Consider the following 12711-nt stretch of genomic DNA (forward strand, 5'->3'; position numbering starts at 1 on the left):
GGGGCCGTCACCGGCCCCGGGCGCCGGGGTCAGTCGCCCAGTTCGGTGGCGACGACCGACATCCAGTAGGCCACGCCGATCGGGATCAGCGCATCGTTGAAGTCATATTTCGGCGTGTGCACGAAGGCGGCTTCGGGGCCGTCGCCATTGCCGATCATGACATAGGCGCCGGGGATCTTTTCCAGCATGAAGGCAAAATCCTCGGACCCGCCGGCAAAGGGGGCCTCGGGGTCGACCAGATCAGCCCCCACCACGGCTGCGGCTGCGGTGACGGCCCGGGCGGTTTCGGCGGCGGTATTGACCAGCGGCGGATAGCGGCGGGTATAGATCAGCCGGGCCGAGACGCCATGCGGCGCCGCGCAGCCCTGGGCGAAGGCCCCGATCGCCTGTTCCAGCAGGTCCCGGATTTCCGGGCGGTAAGAACGCGCGGTGCCACGCACCACAACCTGCGCGGGGATGATGTTGGGGCTGTTGTAATCCCCCGCCGACATATGCCCGACCGAGATCACGGCGGAATCCGTCGCGGGCACCTTGCGGGCGATGATCTGGGCCAGGGCGGCGATGAACTGGCCTGCGGGCACCGTGGGATCGGTCGCGGCATGGGGCATGGCGCCATGGCCGCCCGACCCCTCAAAGATCACCTCCCAGGTGTCGCCGGCGGACATGAAGGCGCCGGGGCGGGTCTGCACGCGGCCCAGGGGTTCTTTCGGGGCGTTGTGGACGCCATAAACGGCATCGCAGGGGAAAAGCTCGAACAGCCCGTCCTCGATCATCACCCGGGCGCCGCCCAGCCCCTCTTCGGCGGGCTGGAAGATGAAATGCACGGTGCCGGCGAAATCGGGATCGGCGGCCAGCTTTTCGGCGGCGCCCAGCAGCATGGTGGTGTGGCCGTCATGGCCGCAGGCATGCATCTTGCCGGGGACGGCCGAGGCATAGGGCAGCCCGGTCTGTTCCTCGATGAAAAGCGCGTCCATGTCGGCGCGCAGCGCGATGACGCGCTGGCCGGGGCGACGGCCCTTCAGCGTGGCCACCACCCCGGTGCCGCCCAGGCCGCGGTGCACCGGCAGGCCCAGTGCACCCAGCCGCGCCGCCACCAGATCCGAGGTCCGGTGTTCCTCGAAGGCGGTTTCGGGATGGCGGTGGATGTCGTGGCGCAGGGCGGTCAGGCGCTCCAGAAAGGCGGTGTCGGCGCGGATCGCCTCAGGCGTGATCGGGGACATGGGGCAGGTCTTTCTCGGGGGCGCTCAGCCGGGCAAGGCCCTGGGCGCAAAAGGCGATCCCGTGCAGGAAGATGGCAAGGATGAAGATCGGCACGGTCACGGCCACGAAGATCGAGGGCATCCCGAAGGTCTCGGCCGTGGTGTAGAGGTTGCGCGCCAGGAACGAACGCGCGGGGTTCAGTCCGGGCCCGTAGAAGCAGTAGAACAGGATCGGTCCCAGAAAGACCAGCACGGCGGCGCCGCGCAGCAGGGCGGCAAGCGCCGAAAGGGGGCGCGGCAGGCGGGCGGGCAGGCGCACCAGCTTGGGGTCGAACCCCGCGCGATAGGACACCGAAGCGCCCAGCAGCCCGACCCAGACCATGGCATAGCGCGCGGCCTCCTCGGTCCAGGCGGGGGGCGCTGAAAAGCCGTAGCGGGCAACGACCTGCAGGGCGATGAAGGCGATCATCAGCACCAGCCCGATCAGCGCCAGGGCGCGCAGGATCTGGTCTGTCCAGTAGCTGATCCGCTCAAGGACATGGGCAATCTTGGTCATGGAAACCTCCGGTTGCGGCCGGCGGGGCAGGCACCCCGCCGGCCGGGGATCACTCCAGCGCGGCCTCGATGTCGTCGACATCCTTCTGCGGCACGATCTGGTTCCAGACAGACCGCGAGGCGGCGACGAACTTGTCACGCTCGCCGGGCTCCAGCGGGGTGATCTGGATGCCGCCGTCCTGGATGACCTTCTCGAAATAGGGGGCCTGCTGCAGTGCCCAGGCGCGGTTGGTGGCCACGCCCTGCGCCACGGCCGCATCGACCCAGCCCTTTTCCGTGTCCGAGAGGCCTTCGTACCAGTCGTCCGACATCATGATGACCTTCGGCACCGGGCCCGCATCGAGCGGGGTGAAGTATTTCAGCAGCGTCACCTGGCCTGCCGCCACCACGGTCGAGGGCGGGTTGAAATGGCCCACCGCCACGCCGGTCTGCAGCGCGTTCGGGGTCTCGGCCCAGCTGACGACGGTGGGTTTCGCGCCCCAGGCCGCCATGAAGGTCACCTGGTCGCCGTTCTGGGCCCGCAGACGCATGTCGGCCACATCCGCCAGCTTCGTCACCGGCTTTTCGGTGTTGAACAGGCCCAGCGTGCCGCCGCGCATCGCAAAGCCCGCGACCCGGATGCCCAGGCGGCCGGCTTCGTCATTGATGCGCTCCAGCCCGTGGCTGTCGGCCACCAGCCGGTCGAAGGAGGCCTCGTCCGAGGTCAGGAACGGCAGGAACAGCGCCGAGGACCATTTCGAGGCCTTCATCAGCGAGCCGCCATTGGCGATGTTGACGTCGATCAGCCCCTGCGAGGTCTGGTCGAAGCGGTCGCTTTCCTTGCCCATCGTGTCCGAAGGGTGCACCACGACATTGACGCCATGGGTCTTCAGGCTTTCGGCAAAGGCATGGATAAAGACGTATTCGGCGTCGTTTTGCAGGTCCTCGGTGCCGGCGAAGGCAATGACGACATCGTCCATGGCCTGGGCTGCGGGGGCGGCGGCCAGCACCGCCAGCCCCAGGCCCGCGGCAAGAAGGGTCTTTTTCATCGGTTTCTCCTGTTGGGGGATCAGTGGTTCAGGCCTTATTGGATCAGGCCAAGGTATCGCGGCAGGGTCAGCGAGATCGCGGGGACGTAGATCAGCACGCCCAGCAGGATCAGCTCGACCAGAAGGAAGGGCAGGGTGGCGCGCACCAGTCGCCAGTAGCCGATGTCGACCACCGTCGACAGGATCAGCAGCACGCCGCCCAGCGGGGGCGTCAGCAGCCCGACGGTCAGGTTGAAGCCGATCAGGATGCCCATGTGCACCGGATCGACGCCCAGGGCGATGGCGGGCGGGATCAGCAGCGGCCCCAGCAGCGCCACGGCCGCCTTGACATCCATCACCATGCCGGCCGCCAGGAACACCAGGTTCAGCACGATCATGTAGCCGGTGGCATCCAGGCCGATATCGCCGATCAGCTCGGCCAGCTTGCGCGGCAGCTGCTCGACCGAGGTCAGGTAGCCGAAGGTCGCCACGGCCACCAGGATGATGAAGACCGCCCCCGACAGCATGATCGTGCGCACCAGCGCCTCGTGCAGGTGTTTCCAGGTCATCCGGCCGTAGAACACCCCCACCGCCAGCGCCGCGATCGAGGCCACGCCTGCGGCCTCGGCCGGGGTCATGAAGCCAAAGAGGATCCCCGACAGGATGATCACCGGCAGCGTCAGCGCGGGCAGCGCCTGCAGCAGCGAGGGCCAGAAGGGCGGGATCTCGGTGCCCTTGCCGCCGGGGTGGTCGTGGCGATGCGCCATGATCGCGTTCACCACCATCAGCACGGCCGCCAGCAGCAGCCCCGGCACCACGCCCGCGGCAAACAGCGCCACCACCGAGGTGTTCAGCAGCGCCCCGTAGAAGATCAGGATGATCGACGGCGGGATGATCGGCCCGATGATCGAGGAGGCCGCGGTGATGGCGGCCGCGTAGTCACGGCTGTAGCCCTGCTTTTCCATCGCCGGGACCAGCGTGTTGCCAAGTGCCGCCGCATCCGCCGTGGCCGAGCCCGAGATGCCCGCGAAGAACACCGAGGTGAGGATGTTCACATGCGCCATGCCGCCCTTGAAGCGGCCCAGCATCGACATGGAAAAGCGGATCAGCGCCTCGGTCACGCCGCCGCGGTTCATTAGCTCTCCGGTCAGGATGAACAGCGGCATCGCCAGGAAGGCAAAGACGTCAAGCTGGCTCATGGCGCGCTGCGGCAGCGCCGCCAGATAGCGCGCCTGGTCCAGGGTGAAGAAGCCGACGATGGTGGCCCCGCCCACGAAATAGGCAATGGCCGAGCCCGAAAGCAGCGTCGCGAAGAGGAAGAGGAAGGGTAGGATCGGCATCTGGGTCTCCTTTGAAGCGGAGACAAGGCAACCGGCGTCATATAGGCAATACGATAAATATTGGATCATCCATGCATAACGACTATGGCTTGGTCTGAGGACACGGCCGAATTCGCCGCTTCACCCCGGTTGGCCGGGAGGGGCCGCAAAGCGGATAGGGCTGCCCGACCGGGGCCGGTCACGGCGCCGTGATGAAAAAACAGGCGCTTTGCGAGGGGCGATGGACCGTATCAACCTGCACCGGCTGGAGGTGTTCCGCCGGGTCTTCGAAACCGGCAGCGTCAGCGCCGCCGCCCGGGCCATGCGGCTGTCGCAGCCGACCGTCAGCCGCCATCTGCAGATCTTCGAGGACGAACTTGCGCTGGTGCTGTTCCGCACGGTCTCGGGGCGGCTGGAGCCGACCTGGGAGGCGCAGAGGCTATATGCGGAAAGTGGCGGACTGTTCGACCGGCTGGGCCAGGTCGAACAGTCGGTCGACTCGATCCGGCGCGGCAAGCAGGAGGCGCTGCGCATCATGTCGACCGCGGCGCTGGCGGGTTCCGTGCTGCCGGCGGCCGTGGGGCGGATCTACCGCGATTTCCCCGAGGTCGAGATCGTCGTCGATGGCGGCCGCCAGAACAACCAGATCCCGGCCCTGCACGAGGGCGCGGCGGATCTGGGCGTGGGCGGCGCCTGGGGCGACCGGCCGGAACTCAGGCAGTGGATCATCGGGCGGATGCCGCTGGTGGCGGTGGTGCCGAAGGAACATCCGCGCGCCCGGGAAGAGGCCTTTGACCTGGCCTGGCTGGAGGGCAGCGACCTGGTTTGCCACAATGCCCATGCGCCGCTCGGCCGACTGGTCGAGACCGAGCTGAACCGGCGTGGCATCGCGCCCCGGCGGCGGCTGACGGCGCTTGGCATTCCCTTCGCCGTGGGGCTGGCGCGCGAGGCGCGGCTGTGCACGGTGGTGGACCGGGTTTCGGCGATGGCGCAGGGCGGTGACATGCGGGTGATCCCGCTGACCACCGATCTGACGCTGGAACTGGCGGTGATCCAGATGGCCAATCGCCCCGAACGCCGGGTGGTGCGGGCCTTCGTGGCGGCGATGCGCAAGGCCTACGAGGCCACCACGCTGCAGCGGACATGAAAAAGGCCCGGCACCTGGATGCCGGGCAGAGCCTTCCTGCGGACAGGAAAGGCGGGGGAGTTCAGCCGAAGGCGCGCGGGCGGCCCTGATCGTCGATGGCAACCATGACGAATTCGGCGGTGACGACGCGGCGCGGCGCGGTGACCGGATCGGCCCAGCCCGTCAGCGCCAGCGTGAACGAGGTCCGGCCCTGGCGGATGACCTCGGCATGGATGGCGAATTCCTGACCGACCATCAGCGGGGCAAGAAAGTTCACCTCCTTGACCGAGCGCGTCAGGCAGGCACCGGCAAAGCGGTTGCCGGCCATGCCCGCGGCCAGGTCGAACTGCATCAGGATCCAGCCGCCGAAGACCCCGCCATGCAGGTTGCCCTGGGCGGGCAGGGTCAGGGTCTGCAGGACCGGGGCGCCCTGGGGCAGGTCGGTGTCAGTCATGGGGGATCACCGCGGTGGCTTCGATCTCGATCCGGGCGGCGTCCTCCATCAGCGCGCAGACCTGCACCACGGCCATGGCGGGGAAGTGGCGGCCGATGATCTCGCGGTAGGCGGCACCGAAGGCGCGCAGGTTCGCCAGGTATTCCTGCTTGTCGGTGATGTACCAGGTCAGCCGCACCAGATGTTCGGGGCGGGCGCCGCCCTTGTCCAGCACCGCCACGATGTTGCGCAGCGTCTGGGCGAACTGCCCGGCCATGGTGGTTTCCTCGAAGACCTGCTGGTCGTTCCAGCCGACAAGGCCACCGGTAAAGATCATCCGGCCCTCGGCCATCACCCCGTTGGCATAGCCCTTGGCGGGCATCCAGCCGTCGGGCTGCAGGAACATGTGGGGGGTCAGGAGACTCATGCGAGGGGGCCTTTCTGTGTGGTCTCGTCCGCCAGAAAGCGGATCATGGCGGCGCGGACATCGTCCGGCCAGGGGGCCGAACGGCCCTTGCGGGTATCGGCATGGACCACCGTGGCCGATGCCTCGAAACGGGTCTGATCGCCACAGGCGCAGCGGATCGCGAAAGTGGCCGAAGAGGTGCCCAGGCGCGCCACTTGCAGCGACAGCTCCAGCCAGTCCTCGAGCATCGAGGGGGCGCGGAAATCGACCTCGATATGGCCCATGGGCACGCCCATCTTCCCCTCCAGGTGCAGCTGCGCGAAGGAAAAGGCGATGGCATCGGTGAAGAAGCGTTCGATCAGCGCCGAGATCATCTCGAAATAGCGGGGATAGAAGACGATGCCGGCCGGGTCGCAATGGTTGAATTCCACCTGGCGGCTTATGCTGAAGGTCTGGCTCATGTCTCGCCCCCCGAAACGGAAATCGCCTGGCCCGTCACCATGGACGCGGCGGGCGAGCACAGCCACAGCACCGTCTGCGCCACCTCTTCGGGGGGGACAAGGCGGTGCATCGGGTTGGTGGCCTCCAGCGTCGCGCGGGCCTCTTCGGGGGTGCGGCCGGTCTTTTCGACGATGTTGGCGATGGATCTTTCGGTCATCTCGGTATCAAGAAAACCGGGACAGATCGCGTTCACCGTGATCCCCTTGCGGGCATATTCCAGCGCCGCCGAGCGCACCAGCCCCAGCACCCCGTGCTTGGCGGCCGCATAGGCGCTGACATAGCCATAGCCCTTCAGCGCGGCGGTCGAGGCAATGGCGATCAGCCGCCCCTCGCGGCCCTTCATCACCCGCGCGCCTTCGCGCAGGGTCAGGAAGGTGCCCGTCAGGTTGACCGAGACCATGCGGTTGAACGCCTCCAGCGAGGTGCGCTCAAAGGGCGCGGTCTCGCTGGCGCCGGCATTGGCGATGACGATATCGGGCCGGACTGCCGCCATCAGGGCGGCGATGGCGGCTTCGTCCGTGATGTCGCAGGTTTCGGCACGGATGCCCGGGGTCTGCGCGATCTGGGCCAGCGGTTCGGGCCGGCGGCCGCAGATCACCACCTGCGCGCCAGCCGCGGCCAGGGCCCGGGCGATGGCGGCCCCGACCCCGGTGCCGCCCCCCGTGACCAGTGCTGTCCGGCCCATCAGCGTCATGCCATGGCCTTCGCGCGTTCGGCCAGCGTAATGGCCTGACGGCGGCCGCCCTCGTAGGGGGCGGGCCAGGCCTGCTCGGTATCGCCAAGGGCCACGGCGGCGTGCAGCGTCCAGTAGGGATCAGCCAGATGCGGCCGCGCCAGCAGCACCAGATCCGCGCGCCCCGCCATCAGGATCGAGTTCACGTGGTCGGGTTCGTAGATATTGCCCGCAACCATGGTGGGCACCTTCAGGTCGTTGCGGATCTGGTCCGAGAACGGCACCTGGAACATCCGGCCATAGACCGGTTGCTCGGCCTTGTCGGTCTGCCCGGACGAGGCGTTGATCGCATCGGCACCTGCGGCGATGAACAGGCGGGAAATCTCGACCGCCTCATCGGGGGTCACGCCCGCCTCGCCCATCCAGTCATGGGCCGAGATCCGCACCGTCATGGGCTTGTCCTGGGGCCAGGCGGCGCGCATGGCGGCAAAGACCTCCAGCGGGTAGCGCATGCGGTTTTCCAGGCTGCCGCCGTATTCGTCTTCGCGCTTGTTGGTGACGGGCGAGATGAACGAGGCCAGCAGGTAGCCGTGGGCGGCGTGCATCTCGATCATGTCAAAGCCCGCAGCCAGCGCGGCCTTCACCGCATCGACATGCTGCTGCTTGACCAGATCCATGTCGGCGCGGTCCATGGCCTTGGGCACCACGTTGCCTTCCATCAGCGGAATGGCCGAGGGGGCCAGTAGCGCCCAGTTGCCATCCTTCAGCGGCTTGTCGATGCCATCCCAGGCCAGCCGGGTCGAGCCCTTGCGGCCCGCATGCCCGATCTGGGCGCAGACCTTGGCAGGCGTTTCGGCATGGACGAAATCGGTCAGCCGGGTCCAGGCGGGGATCTGCGCCGGGCCGATGCAGGGGCAGCCGGGGGTGATGCGGCCTTCCATGCTGACACACAGCATTTCCGTATAGATCAGGCCCGCCCCGCCCTTGGCGCGTTCGGCGTAATGCACGAAATGCCAGTCGTTGGGCATGCCGTCCTGGGCTTTGTACTGTGCCATGGGCGACAGCACGACACGGTTCACCAGTTCCATCCCGCGCATCTTGTAGGGGGCGAACATCGGGCGGCGCTGTGCATTGCTGCCGGCCTGCTTCTGGAACCAGCTTTCGGCCGAGGCCAGCCATTCCGGGTCGCGCAGGCGCAGGTTCTCGTGGCTGATCCGCTGGGACCGCGTCAGCAGCGAGTAGTTGAACTGCATCATGTCGAGATCGAGGTACCGCTCGACCTCCTCGAACCACTGGGTCGAGTTGCGCGCGGCCGAGGTGACGCGGATCACCTGCAGCTTGCGCTCGTCCTGGTAATCGGTCAGCGCCTGTTGCAGCGGCTTGCCCGAGTTCAGCTCGTCCGCCAGGGCAATGGCGCTTTCCATGCCCAGCTTGGACCCCGACCCGATCGAGAAATGCGCCGTCGCCGAGGCATCGCCCAGCAGCACCACGTTGCCGGTGAACCAGTTTTCACAGGTCACTCGGGGGAACCGGATCCAGGCGGAACCGCGGATGTGATTGGCGTTGGTCATCAGGGGATGGCCGCCCAGATGCTTGGCAAAGATCTTTTCGCACAGCGCGATGCTGTCGGCCTGGTTCAGCTTGTCAAAGCCGAAGGCGGTGAAGACCTCGGGGCCGCATTCGACGATGAAGGTCGCGGTGTCGTCATCGAACTGGTAGGCATGGGCCCAGATCCAGCCGTGCTCGGTCTTCTCGAAAATGAAGGTGAAGGCGTCGTCGAATTTCTGATGCGTGCCAAGCCAGACGAAATGGTTGCGGCGCATGTCGATTTCGGGCTGGAAGTCGGCCTGATACAGCGCCCGTGTGCGCGAGTTCAGACCATCGGCGGCGACCACCAGATCGTATTCGGCGCGCATCGCCTCGATCTTCTCGTCGCTGAGGTCGGTCTGGAAGGCCAGCGTCACGCCCAGCTGGCGGCAGCGCTCCTGCAGCAGCAGCAGCATCTGCTTGCGCCCGATGCCGCAGAACCCGTGCCCGCCCGAGGTCATCGCCTCGGCGCCGCGCACCACCTTGACGTCGTCCCAATAGGCGAAGTGATCGCGGATCATCTTTTCGCTGACCGGATCGTTGCGGTCGAAGTTCGACATCGTCTCGTCCGACAGCACGACGCCCCAGCCAAACGTGTCGTCGGCCTTGTTGCGTTCGAACACCGTGATGTCATGGGCTGCGTCGCGCAGCTTCATCGAGATGGCAAAATAGAGCCCGGCCGGACCCCCGCCAAGAACTGCGATCTTCATCGCCAAGGCCTCCTGTCTATGGTTGAGTCGAAGGTAGGGGGTCCGGGAATTTACTTCAAGCCTAAAATAAATGGCGGGAGGCCCAGATTGTCGCATCCCGGCCGAACCGGGCCATTTTTCGGGCTAACCCCTGTTCCATAGGCAGTTTCCGCACCGCCGCTCGACGGGTAAGGCAGATGGAGAACGGTCAGGTCCTATGTGCTTGAAATATGAGCAGTCGGTTTTGACGGGGCCTGACCGTCCTTTGGCAGCCCGGGTCGGCGGAGACGCGAAAACCCCTTTGGAACAAGGCCGAAGGGCGCCTTTTGGTCCTGAGAATAAATATTCTTCATGAAGGAAATGCGAAGAATACATTGGACGAATGTCTTGTCGGCCCCCCCGTATGGTCCGGAACCGACGGAGTAGCCGATGACCCATCACGATATCCCGGTGCCTGATTTCAGCACCCTGACCGAGACCCCGGAATTCCTGACCCTGCTGGCCGAGATCGAGGCCCGCCGCGACGAATTCCACGAAAAACGCCATATCCCCCGCGATGTCGTGGGGCTGATGAAGCAGGCGCGCATTTTCCGGTCCTCGACGCCGAAGCGCTTTGGTGGCGATGCCATGGCGCCGCACCACTTCCTGAAGATGGTCGACAAGATCGGCACGGTGGACGGATCCGCCGCCTGGGTCGCGGCCTTCGGCTCGGCCAATACCTATACCGCGGCGCTGCCGCTTGGCGCGCAAGAGATCATGTATGCCTCGGGGCCTGACCAGGCCTTTGCGGGCGGTCTTTATCCGCTGCATGCGGCCGATCGTGTCGAAGGCGGCTGGAAGGTCTCGGGGCGGTGGAAATTCGCCAGCGGCTGCATGGGCGCGGACTGGATCGGCGTCGGCATCTATGACCGCGCCAACCCGCCGGGCCCGGGCGTGCTGGCAGTGCCGCTGATGGCCGTCGCCCCCGCCTCCGAGGTCGAGATCATCGAGACCTGGGACACCATGGGGATGCAGGCCACCGGCAGCCACGACACCACCGTCACCGACAAGTACTATGCCGATCTGTGGACCTGCGACCGCGGTGCGCCGGGGATCTTCCAGGAGGAAACGCTGTATCGTTACCCGGCGCTGGCCTTCCAGGCGCAGGTGCACTCGGCCTGTTCGCTGGGGCTTGCGCGCGGGGCCATCGACCTGGCGATCAGCCTGGCGGGCGGGGCCAAGCTGATGCCCGGCGCCCCGCGCCTGGCCGACCGCGCCTATTTCCAGACCGGCCTGGCCGAGGCCGAGGCCAAGCTGCGCGCCGCCCGCGCCTGGTATTACGAGGCCGCCGAGGCCGCCTGGGACGTGCTGGATGCCGGCGATGACCTGCCGCTTGATCTGCACAACGACCTGCGCCTGTCGGCAAGCCACGCCGCCAAGGCCTCGCTCGAGGCGATCCAGACCTGCCAGCAGATCGTCGGCATGGTGGGCATCGCCAATTCCAACCGCATGCACCGCATCCTGCGCGACGCCATCGTGGTGACCCAGCACGCCGCGCTGAACGGCTGGACCTTCGAGAAGGCCGGTCAGGTTCTGGCCGGTCTGCCCGCCCCGGTGGCCTTCCCGTGAGCGCGCTGGAGGCGCGCCTGGCGGCGCTGGAAACCCGCGTTGAAACCCTGGAGGCCGAGGCCGAGATCCGCCGCATCCAGGCCCGCTACATGTTCCTGTGCGACACGCCGATGCCGGAATACGGCGTCACCAGCGATGCCGAACGCATCGATCTGATCATGGCGCTTTATGCCCCCGATGCGGTCTGGGAGGGGGTCGGCGAATATTACGACGGCCAGTTCGGCCGGGCCGAGGGCGCCGATGCCATCCGCGCCCATTTCAACCGCTTCTGGGGCGAAAAGAAGGACCCGGAGCTGCTGTTGAACTGCCACTATCTGACCAGCGAGCAGATCCGGGTGACCGGCGACACCGCCGAAGGCCAGTGGGTGCATATGCAGCCCTGGCTGTTTTCCGACGGCAAGGCGCTCCTGCGGTCCTCGCGGCTGAACAACGCCTTCCGGCGCGAGGCCGACGGGGCGTGGAAGATCACCCGCACCCGCACGGAAAACGTCTTCATCGCGCCGCTCTCGCCCGGCTGGGCCTCGGATTACCCGAGCGCCTCTGTGCTGATGAAGCCTTGAGGCCCCGGCGGCCTCTGTCCCCCTGCCCGGCGGGCGGGGGGTGCGCGCCTGTCGCGGTCGCGGGATGCCCCCTTTCCATCAGCCCCATTCATGGTGATACTCGGTGGCATGAAGCCCCTCGATCCACGCTCTTTCGATCTGAACCTCGTGCGGGTGTTCCTGGCCATCTGGGAGATGCGCTCGGTCACCGGGGCGGCGGATCGGCTGGGGCTGACCCAGCCCGCCGTCAGCCATGCCCTGAAACGCCTGCGCGAAAGCTTCGACGACCCGCTGTTCCTGCGCGTCGGACCGCAGATGAAGCCGACCGAGGCCGCGCGGCGCCTGCACGAACCCTTTGCCCAGGCGCTGCGGGTGATTTCGGCGACGATGCGCAGCCAGGGCAGCTTCGATCCCGGCGCCTCGGACCGGGTGTTCCGGCTGGCGCTGTCGGATTTCTCGGAATTCTACATCCTGCCGCAGATCCTGGCGCATCTGGACCCGCTGGCGCCCGACCTGCGGATCGAGACCCTGCCGATGGATGCCGCCACCGTCGCCTCGGATCTGCGCACGGGGCGGGCGGATCTGGCGATCGGCTATCTGCCGGATCTGCAGGCGCCCGACTATATCTCGTCCTGGATCCTGCGCGACCGCTTCCTGTGTCTGCTGGCGGCGGACCATCCGGCCGCGCAACAGCCGCTGACGGTGCAGGCGATGGCCGATCTGTCCTTCGTCGATGTCTCGGTGCACGCGACCGGCTACAAGCGCATCGAAGCCGCGCTGGAGCAGCTGGGGGTCATCCGCCGCACCATGGTCCGGATCGAGCATTTCAACGCCGCCCCCGAGATCGTGCGCCGCTCGCGGCTGGCGACGATCTTTTCGGCCTGCGGTGCCGAACGGCTGGCCCAGCCCGAGGATTTCGCCGCCCTGCCGCTGCCGCACGACCTGCCCGAGATCGACATCCACGTCCATATGCACGCCCATTTCGACAAGGATCCCGGGATCTTATGGCTGCGCGATGCGCTGGTCGCCGCCCTGCGCGCCGAGGCCGATCTGCCGGGCTGACCCCTTC

General features: G+C 66.9%; 13 protein-coding genes. 4 read left to right on the forward strand and 9 right to left on the reverse strand.

Translation table 11 applies throughout. The features are described from left to right. Positions 1-29: 29 nt before the first annotated feature. From AC2ITM_RS20225 to AC2ITM_RS20240, 4 genes are read right to left on the reverse strand one after another with little or no spacing between them, the layout of a single operon-like run. A complete protein-coding gene (locus AC2ITM_RS20225) occupies positions 30-1220 on the reverse strand; it encodes a M20 aminoacylase family protein (RefSeq protein ID WP_486470221.1) in 1191 nt (396 codons plus the stop codon). Then, positions 1201-1755, reverse strand: coding sequence for a TRAP transporter small permease (locus tag AC2ITM_RS20230; protein ID WP_486470222.1), 555 nt, complete (start codon positions 1753-1755; stop codon positions 1201-1203). The genes AC2ITM_RS20225 and AC2ITM_RS20230 overlap by 20 nt, the downstream gene beginning before the upstream one ends. Before the next feature lie 49 nt (positions 1756-1804). Continuing rightward, positions 1805-2782, reverse strand: a complete 978-nt coding sequence (locus AC2ITM_RS20235; protein WP_486470223.1) for a TRAP transporter substrate-binding protein — start codon at positions 2780-2782, stop codon at positions 1805-1807. A gap of 35 nt (positions 2783-2817) precedes the next feature. Beyond that, entirely contained in the window at positions 2818-4101 is a 1284-nt protein-coding gene (locus AC2ITM_RS20240; RefSeq protein ID WP_486470224.1) for a TRAP transporter large permease, read from the reverse strand. 220 nt (positions 4102-4321) lie between these two features. Between AC2ITM_RS20240 and AC2ITM_RS20245 the strand changes: the two genes are divergently transcribed. Beyond that, the gene (locus AC2ITM_RS20245; RefSeq protein WP_486470225.1) at positions 4322-5227 is read left to right on the forward strand and encodes a LysR family transcriptional regulator; all 906 of its coding nucleotides are present in this window, start codon (positions 4322-4324) and stop codon (positions 5225-5227) included. 61 nt (positions 5228-5288) lie between these two features. Here AC2ITM_RS20245 and AC2ITM_RS20250 read toward each other — a convergent pair whose 3' ends face one another. From AC2ITM_RS20250 to AC2ITM_RS20270, 5 genes are read right to left on the reverse strand one after another with little or no spacing between them, the layout of a single operon-like run. Then, the gene (locus AC2ITM_RS20250; protein ID WP_486470226.1) at positions 5289-5660 is read right to left on the reverse strand and encodes an acyl-CoA thioesterase; all 372 of its coding nucleotides are present in this window, start codon (positions 5658-5660) and stop codon (positions 5289-5291) included. After that, positions 5653-6066 (reverse strand): RidA family protein, encoded by a 414-nt coding sequence (locus AC2ITM_RS20255; RefSeq protein WP_486470227.1) that lies wholly within the window; start codon positions 6064-6066, stop codon positions 5653-5655. Before AC2ITM_RS20255 ends, AC2ITM_RS20250 begins: the two co-directional genes overlap by 8 nt. After that, a complete protein-coding gene (locus AC2ITM_RS20260) occupies positions 6063-6506 on the reverse strand; it encodes an acyl-CoA thioesterase (RefSeq protein ID WP_486470228.1) in 444 nt (147 codons plus the stop codon). Before AC2ITM_RS20260 ends, AC2ITM_RS20255 begins: the two co-directional genes overlap by 4 nt. Continuing rightward, positions 6503-7240, reverse strand: coding sequence for an SDR family NAD(P)-dependent oxidoreductase (locus AC2ITM_RS20265; protein WP_486470229.1), 738 nt, complete (start codon positions 7238-7240; stop codon positions 6503-6505). The genes AC2ITM_RS20260 and AC2ITM_RS20265 overlap by 4 nt, the downstream gene beginning before the upstream one ends. Then, positions 7237-9516: a bifunctional salicylyl-CoA 5-hydroxylase/oxidoreductase gene (locus tag AC2ITM_RS20270; RefSeq protein ID WP_486470230.1), complete on the reverse strand. Its 2280-nt coding sequence runs from the start codon at positions 9514-9516 to the stop codon at positions 7237-7239. Before AC2ITM_RS20270 ends, AC2ITM_RS20265 begins: the two co-directional genes overlap by 4 nt. 408 nt (positions 9517-9924) lie before the next feature. Between AC2ITM_RS20270 and AC2ITM_RS20275 the strand changes: the two genes are divergently transcribed. The 3 genes from AC2ITM_RS20275 to AC2ITM_RS20285 all read left to right on the forward strand — a co-directional run bounded on the left by AC2ITM_RS20275 (position 9925) and on the right by AC2ITM_RS20285 (position 12704). After that, positions 9925-11103, forward strand: coding sequence for an acyl-CoA dehydrogenase family protein (locus tag AC2ITM_RS20275; protein ID WP_486470231.1), 1179 nt, complete (start codon positions 9925-9927; stop codon positions 11101-11103). After that, positions 11100-11663, forward strand: coding sequence for a nuclear transport factor 2 family protein (locus tag AC2ITM_RS20280; RefSeq protein ID WP_486470232.1), 564 nt, complete (start codon positions 11100-11102; stop codon positions 11661-11663). Before AC2ITM_RS20275 ends, AC2ITM_RS20280 begins: the two co-directional genes overlap by 4 nt. Positions 11664-11771: 108 nt before the next feature. Beyond that, positions 11772-12704: a LysR family transcriptional regulator gene (locus AC2ITM_RS20285; protein WP_486470233.1), complete on the forward strand. Its 933-nt coding sequence runs from the start codon at positions 11772-11774 to the stop codon at positions 12702-12704. Positions 12705-12711 lie beyond the last annotated feature (7 nt).

The sequence above is a fragment of the Pseudooceanicola sp. NS-SX9 genome (assembly GCF_057380705.1).